The organism is Rhodococcus sp. 06-462-5 (genome assembly GCF_002258315.1).
Classification (GTDB): Bacteria; Actinomycetota; Actinomycetes; order Mycobacteriales; family Mycobacteriaceae; genus Rhodococcoides.
Window position 1 is genome coordinate 137,665 of record NZ_NOYD01000018.1, and the last position, 25,396, is coordinate 163,060.

Consider the following 25,396-nt stretch of genomic DNA (forward strand, 5'->3'; position numbering starts at 1 on the left):
CTGCGGGCAGCTCCACCTAGTCGGTTTCCAGCCTTGCGCGCCCCTCACGACACGAAGGTCCAGTCCCACACATGGGGCCGTACCTTCGGTCATGGAGCCGAATTCAATAATCCGGTGCTGGATCGCCTTCCTGAATTTGCCCCCACACCCAGGCATGCACGTCGGGAGCCCGAGGAGTGGGTTGTTCGGCACAGCATATGCGTGCGCAGCGGCTAACCGTGGGGTGCAGCGACGTACCCGAATGAACTGGACAAGGCAATCGGAGCTCGAAATCTGCTGAGAAAAGCGAGGCGCAGAACACCGAATGCGAGCTCTAGTGCGCTATGGTTTTTCGTACGTGCATGATACCGGCGGAGGGTACGAGATTTGCCGAGGTCGGTGCTGAACCTTCGCCATGAATAGAAGGAACGAGCAGGTGAGCGCACCCACACCGTTGGTCGGTCAGATCGCGGCTCAGGTCATCGAGCACATCCGGACCAGTGCCTATGAGCCCGGCACGCGGCTCGCTGAGCGGAAGTTGGCGGAACAGCTCAGGGTGTCCCGTTCACCGATCCGCGGTGCGTTGGCATTGCTCGCGCGCGACGGCATCGTCGAGACGACCGACCGCGGCGGGTACGTGGTCCTGAAGTCCGCCGACCACCTTCCGGCTACGCCGACCGACGCTAAGTCGGCGGGGGAGGAGACCTACCTGCGGGTCGCGCGACATCGCCTGGAAGGTGACCTGCCCGACCGCATCACTGAGAAGGAACTCGCTCGTCGCTATCACCTCACGCGGGCGGAATTGGCCGAGCTTCTCCGCCGCATGGCCAGTGAGGGGTGGATCGACAGGCTGCCCGGATACGGCTGGGAATTTCAGCCGATGCTGACCTCGATGAAGATGTATCAGGACAGTTATCACTTTCGCCTGGTCATCGAACCCGCAGCGATTCTCGAACCCACTTTCGTGCTCGACAGGCCCGCATTGGAAGCCTCGACAGCGGCTCAGCAACAACTCGTCGACGGCCGGATCTGGGAAATATCGAACGCAGAACTGTTCGATCTCAACTCCCATCACCACGAAGTCATCATCGGCTGCAGTCGGAACGCGTACTACATCGACGCGCTCAAGCGCATCGACCGCACACGTCGACTCATCGAGTACCGCCAGACACTGCAGCGGGAGAAGGGCGTCGTTCGGTGTCGTGAGCACGTACAGATCGCCAATCTCCTGCTCGACGGGGACAACGCCAGGGCGAGCACGTTGCTCTACCGCCATCTAGCGACCGTGAGCGTGGAGAAGACTCGGAGCAGCTGACCTGCCCGGTCGGGCAGGAGCGGTCTGCGGTCACCGTACGGCGGCGGATATCGTGTCGACAACTGCTTTGCTGAAAGCGACGGTACCGAGCGGCCCACCGATGTCGCGGGTGCGGGAGTCCGGGTTGTCGAGAACGAGATCGACTGCACGAGAGATCATCTGACCCGCTTCGATGAGAGCGGGGTCGTTTTTTCGCTGACCGATCCAGTCCAGGAGCATCGCGGCCGAGAGGATGAGCGAGGTGGGGTTGGCGATGTCCTGGCCGGCTATGTCGGGGGCCGACCCGTGCTGGGCCTGAGCCACGCAGATGTCGGTACCGGCGTTGATGGCCCCGCCCAAGCCGAGGCTCCCGGTGAGCTCGGAAGCTTCGTCGCTGAGGATGTCGCCGAACATGTTGGTGGTGACGATGACGTCGAATCGTGAGGGCTGACGGATCAGCAGCGCTGCCGTGGCATCGACGATCAGTTCTTCGAGTTCCACGTTCGGATAGTCGGCGGCGACCTGGCGCACTTCGCGCAGGAACAGGGTGTCCGACAGCTTGAGGACGTTCGCCTTGTGCACCGCGGTGACCTTCTTGCGTCGGGTTGCCGCTAGCTCGAACGCAGCGCGGGCGATGCGCTCGCACGCGGCCGCGGTGACCTTGCGAACGGACAACGCCAGATTTGCGTCGGGCATGAATTCGCCTGTGCCGGCAAACATGTTGCGGTCGGAATAGAAGCCTTCGGTGTTCTCCCGCACGATCACCAAGTCCATGGGCTCTCGGAGGATGGTCAGGCCTTCGCGGGAGCGGCACGGCCGGATGTTGGCGAACAGCTCGAAGACGGTGCGCAGCTCGGCCGACGGATTGATCCCGCCTTCGTCGCGAGAGGGGTAGTCGTAGTGCGAGACCGGGCCGAGGATGACGCCGTCGACCTCCGGGATACGGGCCATCGTCTGCGGGGTCAGGGTCGTTCCCGCGGCCGCGAGGGAGGACAGGCCGATCTCGTGGGTCTCGAATCGAAGGTCGAGGCCGAATTCACGGTCGGCCGCCTCGAGTACGGCGATGGTCGCCGGTGTGACCTCGGGACCGATGCCGTCTCCGGGCAGGACGAGGATCGAGGTGCTCATGTGTTTCTTTCGTGGGGTCGGTGACGCTGTGGCGGTGACGATGTCGCCGGACTCGAATACACCTGCTCAGGTGTCGACGCTCGGTGCGCTGACGACGACAATTCCGTCCTCGTCGCTGAAGACCTGGTCGCCGGGATGGAATACGACGCCGCCGAACGCGACGGGGATGTCGGTCTCACCCTCGCCCGTCTTACGGCTTTTGCGCGGGTTGGTGCCGACTGCTTTGACGCCGATCGGTATCCGTGACAACGGTGTTCGATCTCGGACGGCGCCGTTGACGATGATTCCGGCCCATCCGTTCTCGGCGGCCAGCGCTCCGTAGATGTCTCCGATGAGTGCGCTGTGGGTCGAGCCTGCGCCGTCGACGATCAGGACTCGCCCGTGACCCGGTGTCTTCAAGGCGTCGGTGACGACGATGTTGTCGTCACGGCAGCGCACGGTCGCTGCTGCGCCGGCGAATCGTTCGTGTCCTCCGTAGTCGGTCATCGACAAATCACAGGAGCGAACGGTGTCTCCGAGGATGTCGGCGAGGTCGGCTGTGCCGACGGTGCCGTCGAGGAATTGCTGCTGGTCGATCATGGTGTGCCCCTGTTCGTGGTGAGAATACTGTGCGGTTCAGTTACGGCCCGGTTTGACGACGAGAACGGGCTGGTCGACTTCGAGGAGCAACCGTTGTTGGGGGCGGCCCAGGATCATCTTGCCCAGGGCGGAGCGGTGGCGGGTGCCGAGGACCAGTAGCCGCGGGGCCAGCTCGGCGATCCGTGTAATCAGGGCACCGGTCGGATCCTCGGTGGGGTCGACCAGGTCGAGGTGCCACGAAGTGTTGTTCGGCAGTGCGGCCGAGACACTGGCGTGCACTGCGTCGTGTTCGGCCTGGTGCGCTCCGGCTGCCGAGGAGCCGGACCAGGTGGTCAGGATCTGCAGATTCTCGCTCGGGTCGACGGTGCCGGCGGCGGCTTGGAGGGCGACCTCTCCTTCGTCTGTGTGTTCGTAGATGACGGCGACGCTCATGTGTGGTTCCTTTCGTGGTTCTACCGGTCGGGGTGTCAGGCGAGGTAGAAGATTCCCGAGGCGAAGAGTGCGCCGATCGTGCCGAGGAGGGTCTTGAGGACGGTCCAGGTCTTGAGGGTCTCGATGACGTTCATCCCAAGCAGTCGTCCGACGAGCCAGAAGCTCGCGTCGTTGACGTGTGGGAGCACTGCGGATCCGCCGGCCATGACCAGAACTGCGGCCGCGGTCTGAACCGGGGAGAGGCCGGAGTCGACGATCGAAGCGCCCAGCAGTCCCGCCGCGGTCGTGATGGCGATGGTCGTGCCGCCCAGGGCAACTCGCATGATCGCGGTGATGAGGAAGATGGCGGCGACGAGGGGGAGGCCGGTGGATTCGAGGGTGTCGGCGAGTGCGTCGCCGATACCGCTGACGATGAGTACGGCGCTGAACATGCCGCCGGCACCGGTGACCAACAGAACGGGCGCGATCGGCTTGAGGGAATTGTCGAGCATGTCCTCGATGACGTTCCTGGTCTGCCCGCGGCGAATTCCCAGCGCCCACATGGCAGCGAGGACTGTGATCATCAGGGCGACGGGGATGGAACCGATCAGCTGCAGGATGGGGACCCAAGCCGCCTCGGCGTCGATGCTGCCGGTCTTGGCGAGTGTGGTGGTCAGGGTGTTGAGGAAGATCAGAATCAGGGGCAGGAAAAGCAGTGCGAACATGGTGCCGACGCTCGGGGCATCTTGTGTCACGAGGGTGCGGCGGGGCGCGGTCGCCACGCTGGTACGTCCTCCGCCGTCCGTGGGTGCGGGCCCGCCGCTACCGTCGCTACTGTCGTGCCCGGCGGTGGTGGTCGTATCGGGTCGCGGGTCGACCTGCGGGCCGCCCATGAGTGCCTCCGGAATGGGCAGATCGATGCGCTTGCCGATCCATGACCCGTAGAGGTAGCCAGAGAGGAACCACGTGGGAATAGCGACGAGGAGTCCGAGGAGCATGACGAGGCCGACGTCGGCCCCGAGGAGTACACCGGCGGTGACGACACCCGGATGCGGGGGCATGAAGACGTGCATGGTCGACAGGGCTGCGGCCGGGGGGAGTACGTAGAGCAGCATGTTTCCGCCGAGGCGTCGTGCGACCGCGAGATAGAGCGGCAACATCACCATGAACGCGGCGTCGAAGAAGATGGGAAATCCGAAGAGTAGCGACGCCAGTCCGAGCGCCAGCGGGGCCCGTTTCTCACCGAGCTTGTCGATGAGGAAGTTGGACAGGGCGAGTGAGCCGCCGCTGGTCTCGAGGAGCCGCGCGAACATGACCCCGAAGGCGATCAGGAGGGCGATCTCGCCGAGAGTCTCGCCGAAGCCGCCGAGGATGACGTCCATGATCTCGGACGGGGGGATCCGAGTAGCGAATGCCGTTCCGATGCTGACGATGACCAAGGCGATCAGCGCGTGCAGCTTGAACGCGAGAATGAGCACCAGGAGCGCGGCGACGGCCGCGACGGCGATGACTAGCAGGGGTCCCGCGCTGAGTTGCGCGAATTCGAGCTCCATGGAGGTTCCTTACCGGCGGGTGCCGTGGCACCCGGGCGATCGTGGACGGAATGGGGGGGGTACGCGCTCAGCGGGGCATCCGGGACGATGCTGGCGGGTGAGCCAGCCCACTATCGAACGCCACATGGTCTTTTGTCAACACCTTGAACCAAATACCACAAGTTGATCGCAGGACTTCGTTGATTAGATCGGGTTGCAGGGCTGCACGCGCCGCGCTTTGATCAAGCATTCACGGTCATCTCTAACCGTCGGTGGTACATTGATGTTCTATTAATCCACATCAGGGTTCCCGCTATCAGTTGTTTAGCAGGTGACTGAGGCGGACGTGCCCAGACCGATCCGGAGGTTGTCGATGGTGCAGAAATGGACGCCCGCGGCGTTCGTGCGAGGCGGAACCAGTAAGGGTCTGTTCTTCGACGAGGCCGACCTACCCGCGGATCCGAGTGACCGCGACGCGCTGTTTCTGTCCGCCCTCGGTTCACCGGATGTGTACGGCCGCCAACTGGACGGAATGGGCGGCGGTCTGTCATCGCTGTCCAAGGCGGTCACGGTGGCGCCGTCGACGAGACCGGGAATCGACGTCGAGTACACCTTTGCTCAGATCTCGGTGGACAAGCCGATCGTCGACTACGCCGCGAACTGCGGCAACCTCGCCTCCGCGGTAGGGCCCTATGCCGTCGATCAGAAGATGGTCGCAGCCGCGGACGGTCCGGTGAGCGTGCGGATCTACAACACCAACACCAGCAAGGTCATCGTCGCCCATTTCGACGTCCTCGACGGTATGGCGCGCACCGACGGTCCCCTCGCCATCCCTGGCGTCTCCGGAACCGGTGCCCCCGTGAAACTCGAATTCCTCGACCCGGGAGGCGCGCGTACAGGCCGCCTGTTGCCTACCGGCGCTGCGACCGACCACCTGACCACGTCAGCCGGCCCTATCGAGGTGTCCCTGGTGGACGCGACGAACCCGGTCGTTTTCGTTCGAGCGGACTCGGTGGGACTGTCCGGGCACGAGAGCGTCGCCGAGCTCGAGGCGACCAGTGCTGCGCTCGCTGTGCTCGACGAGCTACGTCGGCAGGCAGCGGTGGCGATGGGGCTGTGCGATCGGCCCGAGGATGCCCCGCTGTCCAACCCGAAGATCGCCATCATCGCGGGCCCGCGGGACTATGTGACCCTCAGTGGAATGCCGGTCGACTCGTCGACCTACGACATCTCGATCCGCATGATCTCCGTCGAACAGGTCCACCGAGCAGTCACGGTTACCGGTGCTCTGTGTACTGCTGTGGCACAGCAGATCCCAGACACGCTGGTCGCTCGGATCGCCGAGCCGCGACGCGAGCAGCTGCGTGTGGGGAGCCCGTCGGGTGTGTTCGACGTCGCGGCTGACGTCGCCGTCGACGATGGCGGTGTGCTTCAGGCACGAAGCGCAACGCTCTACCGCACGTGTCGAAGATTGATGCAAGGCTCGGTGGCAACGCAGAATCCACTTTCCCTCCACCTTTGATATTTTCACCCGGCGCACTATAGAAGGGTTGAAGAGGACGCCAGAACTGCCAAGGTGTACTTCACCGACTGAGGGCCGACCGCCCGAATCGCTACAACGTTGCGTAAAGACCGCATCGTGCCATCGCTGCGGCACTGTCTCGATCTGCAACGACGCCAGGATCCTTGGACAGTGGCGTCGACCTTCGAGCAGCTCAACGGTGCGCCTGCACAGGTTCGGCGGCAGCGCGAGGACGGATCCTGGGGACCGTGGCTGCAGACCGCACCGGTGGACAGCACTGCCGACGACCGCCACGTGGCTTGACGTAATGCCGATTAGAGGACTGGCCTCACGTCAACTCCTCTTGACGGTGCGGCAACTACCGTTGTTGACCTGATCGATCGCTGCGGGTAAGCGTCGCGGCAGCTTGGATCGAACTTGCGTCGCCACATTGCTCGCAGGTCGCTCGGAATCGCAAGTCCAGTTCGAGCCGCCACGGCCTTCCGTGGTCGGGGACGATCCGGTTTTGACGATTCGTGGATTTTCAGCAAAGCAACACGATCGCCGGGCCGCGTCCGGTCATTCCGGTAGGGGAGTGGGTTGGTACGCCAGCAGTTTCCATCCGGTCTTGGTCAGTTTCCACACGGCGAGGCACCGGTTTCGCAACGTCTTGTCTGCGCCGCCGGCGGTGATGTCGGCGTTCATTTCTCCGATGACGAGAGCCGTTGTGTCACTTACGATTCGGATGAAGTCTATCGGATGGTCGATGCGGTGGTAGACATAGAAGCCGCCGCGAACTTTGTCGAGGTAGGAGTCGAGGGTGTCGGTGACACCGTTGGAATGGGTGTAGGCCAAGTCGGGGTGGCACAGCTCTGCGAACTTGTCGTAGTTCTGTTCGAGAATGGCGTTGTACCTGGTGTCTTCGAGTTCCCGAATGACTGCGTCAGTGGTCTTGATCATGAAGTGGACTCCGGGACATGAGGTTGGTTGTCAGGTTGTTTGTGCTCGTGCGACTTGCACCGGTGCTGGACCGAACGCGTAGCGAGCCGCGTTCGGTCCAGAAAGATGACCTCGAACGTGGCCCGAGGTCAGCTCTGCGGCCATTCCTGAGTGCCGGCTCCCACCGAAGCGAAGAGCCTGACGTGACTGCGTGCGCCCGAAGGCGCGACGTCTCAGCAGGTTCGGATCGTTCAGGCCAGAAACTGCATGGTCGTGCGGTAGGCCGCTGGAATCGCTTCGGTGATAGGCAGTTTGCGGTACTCGGCGGACAGGATCTCCACGCCCCAGATTCCGTCGTATCCGGTGCTGCGGATCGCGTCGACGAATCCCTGAACGTCGAGTTCACCTTCCCCTGGGAGCCTGCGGCCGTGGAACGTGTCCGCGATGATGTCACCTTCGAACGACAGGGGGGCATCGTCGAGTTCGACATCGCCGATGTAGCGGGCAGGGATGTCGGCCAGGGAGGCGAAGTCGACTCCTGCGCGGGCAACGTGCCAGATGTCGATCAGGATCTTTCCCGCGGGGTGATCGGCTTTGGAAACGAACTCGAGCGCCTGCGCCGGTGTGCTGACGTTGACGAAGGGCATCGGTTCGAACACCACTGTGGTGCCCACATTCTGGGCGTCGTTCGCCAACGCCGTGTATTCGGTTGCCATGTGGTCGGCATCGAAGGCACCGCCGTCGAAATCGCCTCCGACCTTGATGTGGCGGACACCGACCGCCTCGGCCGCTCGCAGCATGTTCGCGCGCCACTGGTCCGATACCGCACGGCGTTCGTCGGTGACGAACCAGTTGAGGAGCATCTCGAGCTCGAAGTGTCGGATTCCGTTGTCGTCGAGAATCTTCTTCATCGTCGGGAAGCCGTACTGCTGCTCGGCGTCGAGTAGATCGAGGTATCCCAACCCCACACCGGCGAACCCTGCGGCCGCTGCTACCTCGACGCGCTCCCGAAAGGTGTGTGGGCTGCGATCGTCATCGGCCCCGGCGTCTGCGGCTCCCGCGGTCGTCCAGGTTCCTGCCAGTAGTTCGATGGTGCTCATGAGATGTCTCCTGAATGTCGGTGTTGCCCAGCCGCCTGCGTGGTCCTCGGGCGATCGTGTGCCGCAGTGCGGTGGTGGTCATTGTCGTGGGCGGTTATCGCCGCCACGCCCAATAGTTTACTCATACTGAAATCTGTGACCCACATCATCGGTGTGATTTACTGACGATGTCAAGTTGTTGGTCGATAAAGCAGCGCAGACGGAAATCTCCGACGGTCGCGCTGGTCTTTGTGTCCTCGGCCGGAGATCATGGTGCGCGGCGTTCGGCAGGCGGTCGTTGCAGCCGAAGCGGCGAGGAAAGGGCTGATTGTGACGGACGAGATCGGAAGTGCACTCAAGCGAGCACGCCGGGAGCGCAAGCTCCCGTTGCGCGAGGTCGCGGGGCGTGTCGGTATCTCCACCAGCCTGCTCTCACAAGTGGAAAACGGTAAGACGCAGCCGTCGGTGAAGACGTTGTTCGGCCTCGCGGCGGCCCTCGGCCTTTCGCTCGATGAACTGGTGACCGGCGACGATTCGGAGTCACCCGCCGCTGCGGCTGGACGCCGCGCAGAGGCGCGTGCCCGCGACGCCCGAGCAGGTATTCAACGCAAATCCGACAACCCGGTTCTCGACATGGAGAACGGTGTCCGGTGGGAAAAGCTGTCCACCGGCGGGCATGCGGGGCTACAGACGCTGTTCGTCACCTACGAGGGCGGGGCGTCGAGTTCGGCCGAGGGCCGCTCGATGCGTCATCAAGGTCAAGAATTCGCCTGCATTCTCGAAGGGACGCTCCGGCTCAAGCTCGACTTCGACGAGCACGAGTTGCATGCAGGCGATTCGTTCTGCTTCGACTCCACCCGGCCTCACCTGTTCTCCAACCCGACAACCGAACGCACGACCGGCATCTGGTTGATTTTCGATCCCCATGCCGAGCTCGATGTGGAGAAGACCCTTACCGAGGTCATGAGCAGCTTCACTCATGCCTCCGCAGCGAGCCGGTCCGCGTCCCAGTCCTAAGCACTCGTTCTGCGCAGGAGCACTCCCTCGCCAGTGCGGGAACCCAGCCGCGCCGTGGTCGATCCGGCGTAGAGCGCGACTAGCGCCGCTCGCGAACACGTCTCGCGTGGAGTGTTGACAACCACACTGTAAACGCTGCATGATCTGACTCACACTGTTCAGCCACGGTGAAATATCTGGGCTCGGCGGTGTGAAGAGCGCCTCACTTGCGGATACCCGCAACCTCGCCAGGTGCACGTCCCCGACGTCCGTGCGTCGGCCCCAGATCAGGAGAACCCTTCCATGCGTCTCATTTCGCAGCGCACGTTCCGCACCGCATCGGCCCTTGCCGTCACCGCCTTGGGTATCGGCACTCTCGCCGGCTGCGGAACCGGCCCGAACAGTGGAGCCATCGACAACAGTGGCCCGCTCAAAGTAGGCATCTCCGTGCCGGCCCTGGACACACCCTTCTTCTCCATTCTCATCGACGAGGCCACCTCGGCCGCGGAGGCAGCAGGCGGCGAAGTCGTGCAGACCACCAACGCCAACCGCAGCAGCGGCCAGCAGGTCACCGATATCCGGAACCTGATCACAGCGGGCGCGAACAGCATCATGGCTGGTGTCGTGGACCGCGACGCGATCAAGCCCGCGCTCGACTACGCCGCAAGCCGCAACGTTCCCGTGGTAGTCGTCGACGACAAACCGTCCGCCGGTACCGCATACGCCGTCGTCAAAGCCGACAACTACGCCATGGGAGTCAGCGCCGCCGAGCAGATGGGGCAACGACTTCCCGGCGGCGGCAAAGTACTCAACATCACCGGAGACATCGCTACGTCCAACGGACGTGATCGATCCGCCGGATTCACCGACACAATTGCCGAGAAGTTCCCCGACATCGACGTCATCGAACAGCCTGCGAACTGGAGCGGACCACGCGCAGGGTCGGTCATGCAGACCGTCCTGAGCGAAAACGCAGACCTGGCCGGGGTGTACCTCGCCTCGGACACCCTCTACCTCGACCCCGTCGCTGCCGCGCTCAACGGTCGCGGGCGATCCGTTCCCGTCGGTGCACCAGGCCATGTCACCCTGGTCTCGGTCGACGGTGGCAAGTCCGCAATGGACGCCGTTCGAGCCGGCACCCTCGACGCCGCGATCGTCCAGCCGGTCCCCGAGTACAGCAAGATCAGCGTCGACTACCTAGGCCAGGGCCACGAAGGAGTGTCGCTTGCGGCGGGTCCGACCGAGCATGGCAGTGAAGTAGTAGAGCAAGACGGGTTCTTGGTCGATCTGCTCCCTGCGCCCGTCGTCACGCGTGAGAACGCCGACGATCCGTCCCTGTGGGGCAACCAGTGACCACCCCGCGCAACCCTGCGACCATTCCGCCGGCACACGAGACCGCCGGTGAACCCCTGGTGGTCGTGCGCAACGCGGTGAAAAGATTCGGAGCGACTACCGCACTCGATGACCTCTCGATCACCATCCGCCAAGGTGAATCGCACGGACTGGTGGGACGAAACGGAGCCGGCAAGTCCACGCTTGTCGCCACCCTCACGGGCCTGCACGCCTTGGATTCGGGAACGCTGGAATTCTCCGGTGAACCGGCACCCGCACTGACAGACCGCAAGGCATGGCTGAGCCGAGTCTCCTGCGTCTACCAGCACCGCACCCTGGTCCCCGAACTCAGTGTGGCAGAGAACATCTACCTCAACACCTACAACGACCGGCGGTGGGTCAACTGGAAGACCGTCAACCGCAACGCCCAACAGCAGCTCGACGAGTGGGAAATTCCACTCTCGCCGCACCAACGAGTAGCCGAACTCGGTGTCGGCGAGGCGCAGATGATCGAGATCGTGCGCGCGCTCGCCCAGGGATCACGATTCGTCATCCTCGACGAGCCCACCGCGCAACTCGTGGCCGGTGAAATCGACTCCCTCATGTCCAGGGTCAATCAACTCCGCGACCGCGGCGTGACCTTCATGTTCATTTCCCATCACCTCGACGAAGTCCCTCAGGTGTGTGATTCGGTTACCGTCCTCCGCAACGGACACGACGTATTGCACGGCAGCGCAAAAGAACTGAGCACCGACGACATGGTCACCGCTATGGTCGGCAACGATTCCGCGCGCAAGGTCGCCACACACACCGGCGCGAGTCGCGCCCCGAATACCACCTCGCCGGTGGTACTCGAAGTCGCCGATCTCGAGATCAGCGGTCTCCATGACACCTTCTCGCTCACCTTGCACGCAGGGGAGGTAGTCGGTCTTGCCGGCCACGCCGGGTCCGGTAGCCGACAGATCGCGCACGCCATTTCCGGGCATCTACCGAAATGGAAGGGCAGCATCACACTCGACGGCCACGCCGTCCGAAAGTGGGACTCGCACACAGCGGTTCGCACCGGTGTCACTCTCGTACCCGAAGATCGCATCAAGACCGGACTGGTGGGGGAGATGTCGATCGAAGACAACATCACCTTCACCACGCTTCCGATGCTCAGCACCCGGGGCATGCTGAGCACGCGCCGCAGACACCGCGCTGCTGACACCGCCCGCGACGAGCTCGGGATTGCCTGCTCGTCGGTGGCACAACCGGTCGGCCAGCTCAGCGGCGGTAACCAACAGAAGGTGCTGCTCGGTGCCGCACTCGGACCACAACCCAAGGTTCTGGTGCTCATGCACCCGACAGCCGGTGTCGATATCGCCTCCAAGGGCACCATCATGGACATCGTCGAGCAGTATCGTGCCCGCGGACTCGCCGTCATCGTCGTCAGCGACGAACCCGAGGAACTGGCATTCTGCGATCGCGTCCAGGTCTGGGTACGCGGCCGAAAAGCCCTCGAAGACTCCAACATTCCCGACGACCAGCTGGTCGCAGCAATGGAAGGCTCCACCATGTCGGCAGGTGCACTCTGATGAGTACCTCAACAACGAATGCAGCAGGCGCGGGCGCATCGATGCCCGAGAAATCGACGCATTCCGGCAGATCCACGTTCGGCGGCGCGGTGTCGTTCCTGCGCAAACCCGAACTGGCGATCTTGCCGGTCCTTGTCGTCGTCATCATCGCGGGAGGGCTGCTCAACAGCTCGTTCCTGTCGTACGACAACATCTTCGGTGTCCTCCAGCAGGCGAGCGAGCTCGCCGTTCTGGTGATGGGCCTGACGCTGGTCCTGATCACCGGCAAATTCGATCTGTCCCTGGAATCTACGTTCGGTCTCGCCCCGATGGTCGGGGCCTACCTGTTTCTGTCCACCACCAACGGGGGCCTCGACATACTCGGGTCGCCGATCCTGGCGATCATTGCGATCTTCGTCGTCGGTGCATTCATCGGGTTGTTCAACGGATTTCTGGTCGTCTATCTCAAATTCAACGCATTCATCGCCACCCTGGCCACGTTGATCTTGCTGCGCGGAGTCAGCCTCGGTCTGACGAAGGGCGAAACGCTCTCGTCGCTGCCGCCGGAGATGACGGTCATGGGCCAATCGAGCTTCGCCGGCGTGCCCACCTCGTTCGTGGTCGCAATTGCCGTCTTCGCCGTGCTGACCCTGTTCCTGACCCGGCACAAAGCCGGTCGGATGCTCTACGCCGTGGGCGGAAATCAGCAGGCCGCGCGTGTTGCCGGCGTCCGGGTCGAACGCATCGTTCTCGGAGTGTTCGTCGTGGCGGGAATGCTCGCCGCTCTCGCCGGGCTGCTGCAGGTCGGGCGTATCGCCTCGATACCCGCATCCCTCGGCCAGAACCTGATCTTCAGCGCGTTCGCAGCGGCCGTGCTCGGCGGGGTGTCACTCAACGGCGGCAAGGGCACCATGGCCGGTGCATGCGGCGGTGTGTTGCTGCTCGTTCTCATTCAGAACGTGCTGATCCTGTCCGCTGTTCCCGGATACTGGATCGACGCCACCACCGGCGGAATCATCCTCGTCGCGCTGTTGATCTCCCGGCTCACAGGCAATCAACCGCCCGCATGACCGCATCCACACCACCACAGGAGGAGAACGAGATGACACTGAACGGAAAAGTCGCCATAGTAACCGGATCCGCCAGCGGAATCGGTTATGCCACTGCGCAAATGCTCTCCGATGCCGGTGCGACTGTGTACTCGTGCGACCGCGCGTTCACCGAACCTGCCACCGTCGGAAAGTCGGTACACCAGCGGTCTCTCGATGTCGCCGACCTCGATCAGTGGTCTCGGCTTGCCGCCGAAGTCCTCGAGGCAGAAGGCGGGGCCGACATTTTGGTGAACAACGCCGGCCTCGTCGGTTCGTACGACACGATCACCGACATCGACGTCGAGACCTGGCACTCGATCGTCGGGGTCAACCAAACCGGTGTCTTCTACGGAATGCGCACTGTCATCCCTCTGATGCGCGCTCGTGGCGGTGGATCGATCGTCAACGTGTCGTCCATCTGGGGCCTGGTCGGAGCGGCCGGTGTCTCGGCGTACCAGGCATCGAAAGGGGCCGTCACCACGATGTCCAAGAACGCTGCGGTCACCTACGCGCCGGAGAACATTCGCGTCAACTCCGTCCACCCGGGACTCATCGTCACCCCGATGACGGACGCGCAGGATCAATCCATCAGCGATGGTCTCATCGCGGTGACTCCGCTCGCCCGGGCCGGGCGGCCGGAAGAAGTCGCTGCCGCCATCACCTTCCTCGCCAGTGACGCCGCATCGTTCATCACCGGCGCACAGCTACCGGTAGACGGCGGATTCACCACCCCGTGAACCGGCACATCCCACTCGTCTGACCGCACACAGGACGGTGACGGTATCGGCAGCGATACCGTCACCGTCACAACACCACCGGCGACCGGTGACCGGCGTCAGCGCGGCAGATACCGTCCGCTCGACCTGCGTTCGATCTCATTGCTGCACAGCGCATTCGAGTACCGCACCCGCGTGGACACGTGTTGCGCTGTCAGGGACGCTCTGACCGATATCGCGCTGTACTCGAGCGCACAGATTGACTGTGGCCCTCCCGGCGGCGCAGCGAACCCTGCGGACTGCCACATGAGGACGCTGAAAGGCAACTCACTTCACGGCCCTGTTCTGGGCAGTGCAGTCGATCCGATGCCGCCGACCGGTCAACGGGCGGACACAGGCCCCGTGGATTCACGCACTACGAGGTGCACGGGGAAGCGCACCGACGCCGCGTGGTGATCGCCGGAATCATCGAGCGTCCGTAGCAACAACCGTGCCGCTTCGGCGCCCATCTCGTAGTGGTCGACCGACACCGTCGTCAGAGCCGGATGTACAAGATCGGCTGCTGGGATATCGCTGTATCCCGCGACACTGATGTCGTCGGGGCACCCGATCTTTCGAGCGCGAAGTTCCTTGAGTACACCGAAGGTGACCAGATCGTTGAAACCGGTGATTGCGGTGCAATCGGTGTTCTCTACGAGCCAGCCACAGGCGGTTCGGCCCTGGGTGGGGCCGATCTGGTCGACAGTGACGATCAGATCGTCGTCGGGAACGAGACCGTGCTCGAGCATGGCTAAGCGGTAGCCACGCAGCCTCGCCACCGCGGTACTGATCGTGGGCGGCCCAGCTACGTGCGCAATGCGACTGTGGCCCAACGACACCAGGTGATCGACGATCTGGCGCATCCCGGATTCGTCGTTGCTGACCACCTCCGGTTCGGTGGCCTGTTCCGATGCGCGCAGCAGATTGATCGTCGGCGCTATCGCGGTGAATCGTGCTGATCCATCGGGATCGCCCAGCATGTTCGTGGTGACGACCAGCCCGTCGACGCGTTGCGCCCCCAGGTTTCGAAGATGGGTGAGCTCACGACCGCGGTCGTTGGCGGTGTCGACGATGAGAGTCGAGTACCCGGCGGCCGTCGCCACGTCGTCGATACCCCGGAGGAGGTCCGCGAACAAGGGCACCGCCAGATCGCCGACGATCACCCCGATCGTGAACGACCGCGCACTGGCGAGGCTACGAGCCATACTGTTGGGTAGATAGTTGAGCTCGCGTGCCACGGCGAGTACTCGATTGAGGGTATCGGGACTCACCCGGTGGCGTGTGCGTTCGTTCAGCGCCCGCGAGGCTGTCGCCGGATGCACATTGGCCTGCCGAGCTACGTCCTCGAGTCGAGCGCGCATGCAAGGCCTCCCATGTACCGCGACCACACGTCGTGGCCGAACGCTCACATCGTACGGCCACGATGCAAGCGCATGCACGATATTGGCTGATCTGCTCAATCCTCGGTGGACGAACGCTGCATATCTCAGCATTTCAGAGGCGGTATGGCTAGAGGTGGTTGACAGCAAGCGCTTGCATCGTCATAGTTATGCGAGCGCTTGCATCCGTGATTCAGCGCACACCTACACAGGAGGTTGACGTGGCTCTCACTTCGGCGGGCAGCACCGCTTTGATGCGCGTGGTCGGGATCAGCAAGACCTTCGGCGGCACACGAGCCCTCGACGACGTCTCGATCGATTTCCACGGCGGCGAAGTGCACGCCCTGCTCGGCGAGAACGGTGCCGGCAAGAGCACCCTGATGAAGATCATCGCGGGGGTGTACACCGCCGACGAGGGCGAGCTCATCGGCAGCCGAAGCGGCGACCTCGATGTGGCAATGGTCTTCCAGGAACTGTCCGTCGTCCCCGAGCTCTCGGTACGCGAAAACATGGAGATGGGAGGCTACGACGGACGAAGCATCTTTCTTCGCCACGGCGCGCTCGAAGCCGGCATACGCTCCGCACTCGACGAAGCTGGACTCGGCGGTCTGGACCTGGACATGCCGGTCGAGTCACTGCCGCTCGCTCAACGCCAACTTCTCGAGATCGCCCGCGGCGTCTACGCCGATGCGAAAGTGTTGATCCTCGATGAGCCGACGGCGACGTTGTCCGACAACGAGATCGAACGCGTCCACGCAGTCGTGCGCAATCTCGTGGCCAAGGGGCATGGCATCGTCTACATCACCCACCGGCTCGGCGAAGTGTTCACGCTCGCAGATCGCATCACCATCATGCGATCCGGCAGGGTCGTCGCCTCGGACGTGACCACCGAGTTCGAGATGAACCAAGTGGTGACGATGATGCTCGGACACGAACACACCGCCGCCGCCGCGCAACCGATCGAAGGCCTACCGCCACTCGCGGAGCGCCGCCTGATCACCGTTTCCAACCTCACCGCTCCGCACCAGTTCACCGACGTCTCGTTCGCAGTCCAGCCCGGCGAGGTGCTCACGGTGTTCGGCCAGATCGGATCAGGCGCCGATCAGGTCATCCGCGCGCTCGCCGGACTCACGCACCCCTCATCGGGTGAGGTGCGTATCGACGGTAAGCCAGTCCGTCTCGGCTCTCGGCCGGCGTCACAAGCGGACGGTATCGCCTACGTTTCAGCGGACCGCACGATCGAGGGTGTCTTCCTCGACTACTCGGTCGCAGGCAACATCAGCTCCGGTGCCCTCGGACGAGTCTCGATCCGCACATTCCTCAGCGGTCGACGCGAAAAGCAACTGGCGGAGAAGTATGCGTCGATGGTTGCTTTCGACCCCACCAGAGTAGGAGTACCCGTGGGCTCGCTCAGCGGGGGAAACCAACAAAAAATAGCCATCGCCCGTGCTCTCGCCACCTCACCGAAGGTTCTCGTCCTCAACGAACCCACCCGCGGCGTCGACGTCGGTGCACGCGCGGAAATCTACAAAGTCATCCGCGCACTGGCCCACCAGAACGTCGCCGTCATCGTCTACTCCAGCGACATCGTCGAACTCAGAGAACTCGGCGACCGCGTCATCACCATGTTCCGCGGCGGCATCGTCGCCGACCGACCCACCAGCACTGTCGACGACGCTCAGCTGCTGTCCGAAATCCTGCACGGAGCAACCTCATGACATCATCGCGACTCGAACCCTCTCAGGATGCCGCATCCACAGCGCCATCCACCGATCCCACCCGCCGGAACCGGCTTCCGATACCGACCGGCCCAGGCGTGATCATTGCCGTCACAGCCGTGCTGTTCGTCTTCGCGTGCATCTTCGTCTCCGGCTTTGCTACGGCGAACAACATTCGCGCACTGATGCTTTCGATCTCTTTGGTGGGCATTGCGGCAGTCGGCATGTCCATGATCACCATCGTCGGACGACTGTTCTCGCTCTCGCTCAGCGCCGTCGTTGCCACCTCGGCCATCATCTTCGCCGGATCGCTGCACCTCGGCCCCTGGATTGCACTCGGACTTGCCGTCGGGTTCGGCGCGTTGACCGGCATCGCGCAGGGCATCTTGGTAGGAATCGCGGGAACGAACCCCATCGTGACGACCATTGCCGCGTCCGCGATCATTCTCGGCATCGCCCAGCTGATCACCGGCGGGCTCAACGTCATCGGCGACGGTGACTCGTCCGTCTTTTCCACGATGGTGTTCGGTGCCATCCCGCTCGAGGTCATCGTGTTCCTGGTCGTGGCAGGTATATCTGCCGGATTGCACAACTACACGAGCATCGGGCGCGCCATCACCCTCATCGGTCTCAACGAAAAGGCATCCGCGGTGGCCGGTCTACGCGCCTGGCCCCGGGTGCTCGCAGCGTTCGTCATCTCCGGTGCTTTTGCCGCACTCGCCGGCGCTCTCCTCGCCTCGGAATCAGGGCAAGGAAACCTCACACTCGGAGCCTCGTACGGTTTCGACGCGATCATCGCAGTCGTCGTGGGCGGCATCAGCGTCAAAGGCGGACGCGGAAACCCCCTCAATGCCGCGGTCGGCGCACTGCTGGTGGGACTGCTCGCCAACATGCTCGTGCTCATGGGCTTGTCCTATGAAGACCAACTCATTTTCCAGGGCCTCCTGGTGCTCGTCGCGGTCGTCGTGACCGGAGCCACCTCGAAGTCCGCTGCCGGAAAGCGGTAACTCTCATGGTCTCTGTCTATTGGAACATCAGAACGTGGATCGCATTGGGCGCTGCAGCCGTTGCGCTGCTCGTGGCGATCGCGCTCACACCCGGATACACCAACAGCGGCAACATGTTTGCGCTCGTCTCGAGCTTCTCCACGCTGGCTCTCGTGGCGTGTGGTCTGGCCATCGTCATGATCGCTGGTGAATTCGATCTGTCGATCGCCGGTGTCATGCCGCTGGCCGGACTGATCACCGTGAAACTCGGTCAAACTCACGGCATCGCCGTGGGAATCATCGCGGCAATTGTGGTGTCTGCAGCTGTCGGCGTCGTGAACGGCTACCTGACATGGCGTTTCGCGGTTCCTTCGCTCGCGGTGACCGTCGGCTCGCTCGTGACCGTCACCGGAATCGGATATTGGGTCACCGGTGGTGACGTGGTGACCATGCCGAACTATCAATTCGGCTTATGGCTCGATGACCCGATCGCTGCCGTTCTCTCGCCCCGCAGCATCGTGGCGTTCGTGCTCATCGGCCTCGCCGTACTGCTGATCAACCGAACCTGGTTCGGAGTGACCACCCGCGCGGTCGGCAGCGACATCGACCGCGCCCGGTTCTCCGGCATGCCCACCGGGCGCGCTCTGGTCAGCGTCTTCGTCATCAGTGCCGTGTTCGCCGGCGTAGCCGGATCCCTGCAAGGACTGTCCCTTGCCGCCGGGCAACCCGGGAACAATCTCAACTTCCTGCTACAGGCAGTCACCGCAGCAATTATCGGCGGTATCGCACTCACCGGAGGGAAGGGGCGCCTCAGTGGGGTGATCGCCGGGGCACTGCTACTGGCGGTCCTGAGCAACGCGATGAGTTACCACGGGGCCCCCACTGCCGCAGTGCAATTGGTCTCCGGAGTCATTCTTCTGGCAATCCTGCTGCTCGATGTCCCTCTCGACCGGCTCGTCGGTCGAGCACTCGAACGAGTGTCCACCAAGATCGAAAAGGTCGACCATGCTCACGTCTGAAATCAAACGACGGATCCTGACTGCGTTGAGCGTGCTCATGGCACTCGCGCTGCTGAGCGGATGCGCTGTGGGCACGTCCGGAACCGCGAACGGTGGCCGCAAACAGGTTGTCCTACTCACGGTTTCGCAGACCTGCGACTACTGCGCAAAGCACACCGATACCTTGAAAGCGGCAATGGCCGAGGCGGGTATCGATCTACGCGTGGTGGTCAACGAGTTCAACGCCGCTGACCAGGCGCAGCAGGTCACTCAGGCGATCAGCACTCAACCGGACGCCATTATCGTGTGGCCTGCAGATTCACGCGCCATCATTCCCTCGCTCGTGCGGATCAAGCAGGCGGAAATCCCCGTCGTGGTGACCAACTCCTACCCGCAAACCGACGACACCAGCCTCTGGACCGCGTACACCGGTCCCAACGACATCGCCAACGGCCAAGCCGCAGCACGAGCGATGGTCGCCGGATTCGAGGCGAAGGGATACGGAGACACCGGCAACATCGTCGCGCTGGTCGGTCCGCCCGGAGCGCCGCCCACCATCGACCGACTCAAAGGATTCGAGGACGAGATCGCACAACTCGCCCCCGGCATCAAGGTGGTCGGAAGTCAGCCCGGCAACTGGGACCAGACCCTCGCCACCTCGGCCTCGGCCACGCTGTTCACCCAGACTCGCGGCGACGACATCAAGGGCATGTACTCCGAAGCGGACAACATGATGGCCGGCGCACTCGTCGCCGCCGAACGACAGGGAATCGACCCTGCTTCCCTGGTCATGGTGGGACACAACTGCTCCATCGAGGGGTACACCAACATCACCGAGGGACGCCAGTACGCCAGCGTCCTGCAAAGCCCCTTCGAGGATGCCGACCTCGCCGCCCGCGCAACCGAGAACATCCTCGCCGAGCAGCCGGTCGAGAACGTGCAGTACCTCGTCCCGCGCCCGATCGACGCAAACAACATCGATGACTGCAAGCAAGCAGTCGGAAAGTGAGACCACACCTCACATGAGCACTTGGACCATCGACCTACCCTCCACCGTCGTCGTCAGCGGAACCGGCAGTGGCCTCGGCCACGAAATCGGTCGTCAGCTGCTCGACAACGATGTCCACGTCATCGGAGTCGATGTCGCAGCAGCCGCCGATGCACCACAGCACGAGAACTACCAGCACGTGCAGGGCAGCGTCAGCGCACCGCAGACCTGGGACGAGGTACGGGCCGCCGTCGATACCACCGGCAGTCTCGGATACGTCGGCTCCGCCGCGATCCTCAAGGTCGGCACCATCGTGGACGAAGACCTCGACACCTGGCGCAGCAGCTGGGAAGTCAACGTGCTGGGCAACGTTCTCGCCTTGCGCGCCTTACTGCCCGCGATGATCGAGGCACCTCAGGCATCTGTGGTGGCGGTGAGCAGCATCGACGCCGACTTCGGTGAACAACAGCTCGGCGCGTACGCATCCAGTAAAGCGGCGCTGAGTGCAGCTATTCGCACCGTCGCGCTGGACTACGCCCGATCGAACGTGCAGTTCAACATCCTGGCACCCGGACCCATGCGGGCAGGGTTGTTCGAGCGTCACCTCGCCTCGGCCGAAAACCCGGACAAATTCCTCGCCACCCGCGAAGCGCGTCAGCCGCGTGGACGCATCACCGGTGTCGACGAAGTCGCCCGCGCCGCCCTGTTCCTGCTCAGCCCTGCCTCCTCCGCGCTGCTGGGAACCACCGTCACTGCCGACGGTGGACTCACGAGCGGCTTCGACTACCGGACAGGTGCCGAGGGGTCTTCGGCCTGATCGCCGTCGACCCGCTGGGGCTCGTTGCCCAGGTCGACATCACATCCAGCGTCTCGACAGGAGTACGACATGACCACCACACTCGATGACCGGGACGAACTCGTGGCATGCGAGAACGCCCGCTACGTCGCGGCCATCGCCGCCGACACGGACGCGATCCGGCGAGCGGCTCACCCCGCCCTGACCTACGCCCATTCCGATGGACGCAGGGACACCCTCGAGGAATACCTCACCAAACTTTCCAGCGGAGCACTCAATTACCACACGATCGATCATCCGATCTCCGACGTGGTCATCACCGGCGACACCGCCGTGGTGATCGGGCGGATGCGGGCGAAACTGACGGTCGGTGGACGCGAGAAGACGATCGACAATTCGTGCATCGCGGTATGGGTCCGGCAAGACGGACGCTGGGTACTACTGGCCTACCAACCCACCCCGCTGGCAGCGACCGGAGTGAACTCATGACGGACAAGACAACCGATGCCCTCACCGGCTTGGTCCACGACAGTTTCGGCGGAACCGCCGATCCACGGCTCAAACACATCCTCGAACGATTAACTCACCACCTGCACGCCTTCGTCAACGACGTCGATCTGTCCTACGACGAGTGGGAGAAGGCCATCGACTTCCTCACCCGCACCGGGCAGAAGTGCGACGACGTCCGGCAGGAATTCATCCTGCTTTCCGATGTTCTCGGAGTGTCCATGCTCGTCGAGACACTCAACGACGTCGAAACACCGGACGCCACCGACTCGACCGTGTTGGGCCCGTTCCACATGATCGACTCTCCCGCGCGCGCTCTGGGAGAGAACATTTCACCGCAGAGCGACGGGCAGTCCTGCGTCGTACACGGTGCGATCCTCGATGCGCACGGCCACCCGGTCCCCGGAGCCGTCGTCGATGTGTGGCAGGCGGACGCACACGGCTTCTACGACGTGCAGCAACCCGGCGTACAGCTGCGTGGCAACGGGCGAGGACTGTTCACCGCCGACGACGACGGACGCTTTCGCTTCACCTCGGTCGTTCCCTCGCATTACCCGATACCTACGGACGGACCCGTGGGTGAGCTCCTCGCCGCTACCAGCCGGCATGCCTACCGTCCGGCCCATATTCACTTCATCGTCACCGCCCCCGGGTACCGCGAACTGACCACCCACATCTTCGTCAACAACAGCCAGTACCTCGATTCGGACGCCGTCTTCGCGGTCAAGGACTCCTTGGTGCGGGACTTCGTGCCCCGCCCCGCGGGCAGCGACAACCCGTGCGGAGTCACGGAGGACTTTGTCGAAGCCGAGATCGACATCATTTTGCATAAGGAAAGCGGTGATCAGCTCTGATGGAGCCATTCATCTACGACGCACTGCCGATGCGGGTTCGCTTCGGTGTCGGTTCACTGCAGCACCTTTCCGATGAGCTCGACGCCCTCGGTGTATCGAAAGCAGTGGTCATCACCACCCCACAGCAGGAAGACTTGGGGGAGCAGGTCAACAAGCTTCTCGGTGACGCAGGTGCCGGGGTGTACCCGCACGCAGCGATGCATGTGCCAGCAGCCATTGCCGACGAAGCTGTCGCCTACATCTCGCGGGCCGGTGCCGACGCCGTGATCTGTCCCGGCGGGGGCTCGACCACCGGCCTCGGCAAGGCAATCGCACTGAAGACGGATCTGCCGATCATCGCGGTTCCCACGACCTATGCGGGCTCGGAGATGACACCGATCTGGGGTATCACCGACGGCGGTGTCAAACGCACCGGCCGCGACCGACGCGTATTGCCCCGTACCGTGGTCTACGACCCCGACCTCACCGTCGGACTCCCGGTGAACGTCTCGATCACCAGCGGACTCAACGCACTAGCGCACTCCGTCGAAGCACTGTATGCACCCGACGCCTCACCGATCATCTCCCTGATGGCCGAAGAGGGCGTGCAGAAGATGCTGACCGCGTTGCCCGCGATCGCAGCCGACCCGGCGGACATCGAGGCACGCTCCGACGCGCTGTACGCCGCGTGGTTGTGCGGAGCTGCTCTCGGTGCCACCACGATGGGGCTGCATCACAAGCTCTGCCACATCCTCGGCGGAACGTTCGACCTCCCGCACGCCGACACACACGCCATCGTTCTGCCCTACGTCATGGCATTCAATCTCACCGCGGCACCGGCTGCGCTCATGGCACTTCAACGAGCAACCGGGTCCTCCGACCCTGCACTCGCCGTGTCCCGCACAGCCCGAACCCTGGGCGTCCCATCGTCTCTTGCCGAGATCGGCATGCCCGAGTCCGGACTGAAAGACGTCATCGAACAAGCACTGAACACTCCGTACAGCAATCCCCGCGAGGTCACCGAGTCCGACCTCGTCGCCCTGCTGTCGGCCGCGTGGGCCGGCACCGAACCGATCGAGGTACTTCGATGACCACACCCACATCCGTCGCCGAACCGGCTTCGAGCGCAACCTCGTTGACGCTGAGTGTCGATCACATCGACGGTTCGGTAACCCCCTTCGTCCACCACCGCCCTCCGACCCCGGCCGGACCCACCGACCTTGTCGTACGCCTTGCGTTCGTCGGGATCTGCGGAACCGACTCCGAAATCCTGCACGGGCGCATGCCGGCTAACTTCCGCATCAATTACCCCCACTCGCTCGGCCACGAATGGTCCGGCACCGTCGAATCGGTGGGCCGCGAAGTCACCGCGTTCCGCCCCGGTGATCGAGTGCTCGGACACGGGCACCTCGGCGGAAACGACTGGTTCGGTGTCACCCACGACGGGGCAGCATCCGAAACCTTCACCGTCCCAGCGGATCTGTGCTTCCACGTCCCCGAGAACACCAGCCTGCTCACCGCGGCAGTCATCGAACCGTTCGCCTGCGTCCGGCAAGCGTTGGCGACTACCGCCAGCGGTGTCAGCGCAGCAGACACCGTGCACATCCACGGCCTCGGGGCAATCGGACTCAACGCTCTCCTACAGTGCCATCACGCCGGTGCGCAGGTTATCGTGTTCGACCCGAGCCCCGTGCGGCGCGAGCGTGCGCTCGAGCTCGGCGCCGCCGGAGCACTCGACCCTCGTGACGGTTCGGTGCCCGATCTGGCCGAAACCATCGACGGGCGCCCGCACGCAGACCTCGTCATCGAAGCATCCGGAAACCCTTATGCGCAGGCGAATTCGCTCGAGGGAGCGGGCGACGGTGGGCGAGTGATTCTGATGGGGATCTCTCCGGCCACATCGGTTCCGGCCCGACTCGGCCTCATTCAGGAGCGCAACCTTCTCGTCCGCACCTCCGTCGGTGCTCCCGCGGCCATCTGGCCGTCTGCCATCCGCTACGTGCACAACAGCGGACTCGACCTCTCCTCGATCGTGTCCGCAATCTACCCACTTTCGCGCGGCGTGGAAGCGCTCGACGCCGCGCAGGACACCGCAACGAACGTCAAGGTGATGCTGGCCCCCGATACCTTCGATGGCCTGAGCGCACCACCCGTCACTGCCTGACCTCGTACCGAACCACCCGAGCAGACCCACACCGAAGAAAGCAGACCACGATGGACACCAACCTTCGCGACAAGGTCGTCGTCATCACCGGAGCCGCATCGGGCATCGGCGCAGCCAGCGCTCGCGCGTTCGCTGCCGAGGGCGCAAAACTTGCCCTCGTCGACCGCGACGAAAACGGATTGACACAGCTTGCTGCAGAGCTTCCGACCGAGGCAAGCATTGCCGTGGCCGACCTGATCACGCTCGACGGCGTCACCACCGGACTCGACGAGGCGCTGGCTCCGTACGACGGCCACGTCGATGTTCTGTTCAACAATGTCGGAGCTGGAAGCTTGGGACTGTTCGATACCCTCACCGACGGTGATTGGTCGCGCACCCTCGAACTGAACTTTCTCAGTCAGGTCCGCGCTGCCACCCATCTGCTTCCGCGCATGCGCGCCCAGCGGGCCGGTGTCATTGTGAACAATGCCTCCGACCTCGGTCGGCAGCCGATCGTGGGTGGGCCGGACTACGCGGCGTCCAAAGCCGCCATCCTGTCTTTCACCACATCGCTGGCCAAATCCGAAGGACCCTACATTCGCGTCAACGCGGTCGCCGCCGGCGCGACCATGTCACCCATGTGGTCGATGCCCGGCGGACTTGCAGATACTTTCGCCGCGATTCACGCAGTGCCCCGCGAGGAATCCATTACCGCGGAGATGCAAGCCCGAAACCTCCCGCTGGGCCGGATCGGAGAACCCCACGAGGTGGCCAATGTGGTCGTCTTCCTCGCCTCGGATCTCGCGTCCTACGTCACCTCGAGTGTGTACGGCGTCGACGGTGGCTCGATCGGAAGCATCGTCTGAGCCCGTTCCG

The 25,396-nt window shown here is 63.5% G+C and carries 25 protein-coding genes; 18 read left to right on the forward strand and 7 right to left on the reverse strand.

The features are described from left to right. Positions 1 to 415: 415 nt before the first annotated feature. Positions 416 to 1,294 carry a GntR family transcriptional regulator gene (locus CH251_RS12750; RefSeq protein WP_230598268.1) on the forward strand — a complete coding sequence of 293 codons (879 nt, stop codon included), beginning with the start codon at positions 416 to 418 and terminating at the stop codon, positions 1,292 to 1,294. A 30-nt stretch (positions 1,295 to 1,324) separates the two neighbouring features. Here CH251_RS12750 and CH251_RS12755 read toward each other — a convergent pair whose 3' ends face one another. The 4 genes from CH251_RS12755 to CH251_RS12770 all read right to left on the reverse strand — a co-directional run bounded on the left by CH251_RS12755 (position 1,325) and on the right by CH251_RS12770 (position 4,944). Continuing rightward, complete coding sequence (locus CH251_RS12755; RefSeq protein ID WP_032391794.1) at positions 1,325 to 2,401, reverse strand: isocitrate/isopropylmalate dehydrogenase family protein; 1,077 nt, start codon at positions 2,399 to 2,401, stop codon at positions 1,325 to 1,327. Between the two features lie 66 nt (positions 2,402 to 2,467). Next, positions 2,468 to 2,980 carry a ribonuclease E activity regulator RraA gene (rraA, locus tag CH251_RS12760; protein WP_032391795.1) on the reverse strand — a complete coding sequence of 171 codons (513 nt, stop codon included), beginning with the start codon at positions 2,978 to 2,980 and terminating at the stop codon, positions 2,468 to 2,470. A 36-nt stretch (positions 2,981 to 3,016) separates the two neighbouring features. Beyond that, complete coding sequence (locus tag CH251_RS12765; RefSeq protein ID WP_032391796.1) at positions 3,017 to 3,412, reverse strand: universal stress protein; 396 nt, start codon at positions 3,410 to 3,412, stop codon at positions 3,017 to 3,019. 35 nt (positions 3,413 to 3,447) lie between these two features. Next, positions 3,448 to 4,944 carry a GntP family permease gene (locus tag CH251_RS12770; RefSeq protein ID WP_032391797.1) on the reverse strand — a complete coding sequence of 499 codons (1,497 nt, stop codon included), beginning with the start codon at positions 4,942 to 4,944 and terminating at the stop codon, positions 3,448 to 3,450. A 352-nt stretch (positions 4,945 to 5,296) separates the two neighbouring features. Here CH251_RS12770 and CH251_RS12775 point away from each other — a divergent pair, with 352 nt between their 5' ends. Then, positions 5,297 to 6,445 (forward strand): 2-methylaconitate cis-trans isomerase PrpF family protein, encoded by a 1,149-nt coding sequence (locus tag CH251_RS12775; RefSeq protein ID WP_032391798.1) that lies wholly within the window; start codon positions 5,297 to 5,299, stop codon positions 6,443 to 6,445. 117 nt (positions 6,446 to 6,562) lie between these two features. Beyond that, on the forward strand, positions 6,563 to 6,748 hold the full coding sequence (locus CH251_RS12780) for a hypothetical protein (protein WP_080735648.1): 186 nt from the start codon (positions 6,563 to 6,565) through the stop codon (positions 6,746 to 6,748). A 255-nt stretch (positions 6,749 to 7,003) separates the two neighbouring features. Here the strand turns inward: CH251_RS12780 and CH251_RS12785 are convergent, their stop codons facing one another. Further along, a complete protein-coding gene (locus tag CH251_RS12785) occupies positions 7,004 to 7,384 on the reverse strand; it encodes a nuclear transport factor 2 family protein (RefSeq protein WP_032391799.1) in 381 nt (126 codons plus the stop codon). Positions 7,385 to 7,614: 230 nt separating this feature from the next. Continuing rightward, complete coding sequence (locus CH251_RS12790; RefSeq protein ID WP_032391800.1) at positions 7,615 to 8,463, reverse strand: sugar phosphate isomerase/epimerase; 849 nt, start codon at positions 8,461 to 8,463, stop codon at positions 7,615 to 7,617. Between the two features lie 309 nt (positions 8,464 to 8,772). Here CH251_RS12790 and CH251_RS12795 point away from each other — a divergent pair, with 309 nt between their 5' ends. From CH251_RS12795 to CH251_RS12815, 5 genes are all read left to right on the forward strand, one after another. Beyond that, complete coding sequence (locus tag CH251_RS12795) at positions 8,773 to 9,459, forward strand: helix-turn-helix domain-containing protein (RefSeq protein ID WP_230598271.1); 687 nt, start codon at positions 8,773 to 8,775, stop codon at positions 9,457 to 9,459. A gap of 282 nt (positions 9,460 to 9,741) precedes the next feature. Continuing rightward, positions 9,742 to 10,791 carry a sugar ABC transporter substrate-binding protein gene (locus tag CH251_RS12800; RefSeq protein ID WP_052053420.1) on the forward strand — a complete coding sequence of 350 codons (1,050 nt, stop codon included), beginning with the start codon at positions 9,742 to 9,744 and terminating at the stop codon, positions 10,789 to 10,791. Then, on the forward strand, positions 10,788 to 12,347 hold the full coding sequence (locus CH251_RS12805; protein WP_052053421.1) for a sugar ABC transporter ATP-binding protein: 1,560 nt from the start codon (positions 10,788 to 10,790) through the stop codon (positions 12,345 to 12,347). Before CH251_RS12800 ends, CH251_RS12805 begins: the two co-directional genes overlap by 4 nt. After that, a complete protein-coding gene (locus tag CH251_RS12810; protein ID WP_218828293.1) occupies positions 12,347 to 13,396 on the forward strand; it encodes an ABC transporter permease in 1,050 nt (349 codons plus the stop codon). Before CH251_RS12805 ends, CH251_RS12810 begins: the two co-directional genes overlap by 1 nt. Then, positions 13,393 to 14,154 carry an SDR family NAD(P)-dependent oxidoreductase gene (locus tag CH251_RS12815; RefSeq protein WP_230598274.1) on the forward strand — a complete coding sequence of 254 codons (762 nt, stop codon included), beginning with the start codon at positions 13,393 to 13,395 and terminating at the stop codon, positions 14,152 to 14,154. The genes CH251_RS12810 and CH251_RS12815 overlap by 4 nt, the downstream gene beginning before the upstream one ends. A 359-nt stretch (positions 14,155 to 14,513) precedes the next feature. Here CH251_RS12815 and CH251_RS12820 read toward each other — a convergent pair whose 3' ends face one another. Continuing rightward, positions 14,514 to 15,533, reverse strand: coding sequence for a LacI family DNA-binding transcriptional regulator (locus CH251_RS12820; protein ID WP_032391801.1), 1,020 nt, complete (start codon positions 15,531 to 15,533; stop codon positions 14,514 to 14,516). A gap of 239 nt (positions 15,534 to 15,772) precedes the next feature. Between CH251_RS12820 and CH251_RS12825 the strand changes: the two genes are divergently transcribed. The 10 genes from CH251_RS12825 (at position 15,773) to CH251_RS12870 (ending at position 25,386) form a co-directional block, all read left to right on the forward strand. Further along, a complete protein-coding gene (locus CH251_RS12825; protein ID WP_032391921.1) occupies positions 15,773 to 17,269 on the forward strand; it encodes a sugar ABC transporter ATP-binding protein in 1,497 nt (498 codons plus the stop codon). Continuing rightward, positions 17,266 to 18,276, forward strand: coding sequence for an ABC transporter permease (locus CH251_RS12830; RefSeq protein WP_080735653.1), 1,011 nt, complete (start codon positions 17,266 to 17,268; stop codon positions 18,274 to 18,276). Before CH251_RS12825 ends, CH251_RS12830 begins: the two co-directional genes overlap by 4 nt. A gap of 5 nt (positions 18,277 to 18,281) precedes the next feature. Further along, positions 18,282 to 19,274 carry an ABC transporter permease gene (locus CH251_RS12835; RefSeq protein ID WP_032391802.1) on the forward strand — a complete coding sequence of 331 codons (993 nt, stop codon included), beginning with the start codon at positions 18,282 to 18,284 and terminating at the stop codon, positions 19,272 to 19,274. After that, positions 19,261 to 20,262, forward strand: coding sequence for a sugar ABC transporter substrate-binding protein (locus CH251_RS12840; protein ID WP_052053424.1), 1,002 nt, complete (start codon positions 19,261 to 19,263; stop codon positions 20,260 to 20,262). The genes CH251_RS12835 and CH251_RS12840 overlap by 14 nt, the downstream gene beginning before the upstream one ends. A 13-nt stretch (positions 20,263 to 20,275) precedes the next feature. After that, complete coding sequence (locus CH251_RS12845; RefSeq protein WP_032391803.1) at positions 20,276 to 21,058, forward strand: SDR family NAD(P)-dependent oxidoreductase; 783 nt, start codon at positions 20,276 to 20,278, stop codon at positions 21,056 to 21,058. A gap of 69 nt (positions 21,059 to 21,127) precedes the next feature. After that, positions 21,128 to 21,526, forward strand: coding sequence for a nuclear transport factor 2 family protein (locus CH251_RS12850; protein WP_032391804.1), 399 nt, complete (start codon positions 21,128 to 21,130; stop codon positions 21,524 to 21,526). Next, complete coding sequence (locus CH251_RS12855) at positions 21,523 to 22,398, forward strand: dioxygenase (RefSeq protein ID WP_032391805.1); 876 nt, start codon at positions 21,523 to 21,525, stop codon at positions 22,396 to 22,398. Before CH251_RS12850 ends, CH251_RS12855 begins: the two co-directional genes overlap by 4 nt. Beyond that, a complete protein-coding gene (locus CH251_RS12860) occupies positions 22,398 to 23,468 on the forward strand; it encodes a maleylacetate reductase (RefSeq protein ID WP_032391806.1) in 1,071 nt (356 codons plus the stop codon). Before CH251_RS12855 ends, CH251_RS12860 begins: the two co-directional genes overlap by 1 nt. Next, complete coding sequence (locus CH251_RS12865) at positions 23,465 to 24,541, forward strand: zinc-binding dehydrogenase (protein ID WP_052053425.1); 1,077 nt, start codon at positions 23,465 to 23,467, stop codon at positions 24,539 to 24,541. Before CH251_RS12860 ends, CH251_RS12865 begins: the two co-directional genes overlap by 4 nt. A gap of 50 nt (positions 24,542 to 24,591) precedes the next feature. Continuing rightward, entirely contained in the window at positions 24,592 to 25,386 is a 795-nt protein-coding gene (locus CH251_RS12870) for an SDR family NAD(P)-dependent oxidoreductase (protein WP_032391807.1), read from the forward strand. Positions 25,387 to 25,396 lie beyond the last annotated feature (10 nt).

Bases quoted from the DNA above. Each gene is read 5' to 3' on its own strand.
- CH251_RS12755 (WP_032391794.1), bottom strand. From the start codon at position 2,401: ATGAGCACCTCGATCCTCGTCCTGCCCGGAGACGGCATCGGTCCCGAG.
- rraA (WP_032391795.1), bottom strand. From the start codon at position 2,980: ATGATCGACCAGCAGCAATTCCTCGACGGCACCGTCGGCACAGCCGAC.
- CH251_RS12765 (WP_032391796.1), bottom strand. From the start codon at position 3,412: ATGAGCGTCGCCGTCATCTACGAACACACAGACGAAGGAGAGGTCGCC.
- CH251_RS12770 (WP_032391797.1), bottom strand. From the start codon at position 4,944: ATGGAGCTCGAATTCGCGCAACTCAGCGCGGGACCCCTGCTAGTCATC.
- CH251_RS12775 (WP_032391798.1), top strand. From the start codon at position 5,297: ATGGTGCAGAAATGGACGCCCGCGGCGTTCGTGCGAGGCGGAACCAGT.
- CH251_RS12785 (WP_032391799.1), bottom strand. From the start codon at position 7,384: ATGATCAAGACCACTGACGCAGTCATTCGGGAACTCGAAGACACCAGG.
- CH251_RS12790 (WP_032391800.1), bottom strand. From the start codon at position 8,463: ATGAGCACCATCGAACTACTGGCAGGAACCTGGACGACCGCGGGAGCC.
- CH251_RS12800 (WP_052053420.1), top strand. From the start codon at position 9,742: ATGCGTCTCATTTCGCAGCGCACGTTCCGCACCGCATCGGCCCTTGCC.
- CH251_RS12810 (WP_218828293.1), top strand. From the start codon at position 12,347: ATGAGTACCTCAACAACGAATGCAGCAGGCGCGGGCGCATCGATGCCC.
- CH251_RS12815 (WP_230598274.1), top strand. From the start codon at position 13,393: ATGACCGCATCCACACCACCACAGGAGGAGAACGAGATGACACTGAAC.
- CH251_RS12820 (WP_032391801.1), bottom strand. From the start codon at position 15,533: ATGCGCGCTCGACTCGAGGACGTAGCTCGGCAGGCCAATGTGCATCCG.
- CH251_RS12830 (WP_080735653.1), top strand. From the start codon at position 17,266: ATGACATCATCGCGACTCGAACCCTCTCAGGATGCCGCATCCACAGCG.
- CH251_RS12835 (WP_032391802.1), top strand. From the start codon at position 18,282: ATGGTCTCTGTCTATTGGAACATCAGAACGTGGATCGCATTGGGCGCT.
- CH251_RS12840 (WP_052053424.1), top strand. From the start codon at position 19,261: ATGCTCACGTCTGAAATCAAACGACGGATCCTGACTGCGTTGAGCGTG.
- CH251_RS12845 (WP_032391803.1), top strand. From the start codon at position 20,276: ATGAGCACTTGGACCATCGACCTACCCTCCACCGTCGTCGTCAGCGGA.
- CH251_RS12850 (WP_032391804.1), top strand. From the start codon at position 21,128: ATGACCACCACACTCGATGACCGGGACGAACTCGTGGCATGCGAGAAC.
- CH251_RS12855 (WP_032391805.1), top strand. From the start codon at position 21,523: ATGACGGACAAGACAACCGATGCCCTCACCGGCTTGGTCCACGACAGT.
- CH251_RS12860 (WP_032391806.1), top strand. From the start codon at position 22,398: ATGGAGCCATTCATCTACGACGCACTGCCGATGCGGGTTCGCTTCGGT.
- CH251_RS12865 (WP_052053425.1), top strand. From the start codon at position 23,465: ATGACCACACCCACATCCGTCGCCGAACCGGCTTCGAGCGCAACCTCG.
- CH251_RS12870 (WP_032391807.1), top strand. From the start codon at position 24,592: ATGGACACCAACCTTCGCGACAAGGTCGTCGTCATCACCGGAGCCGCA.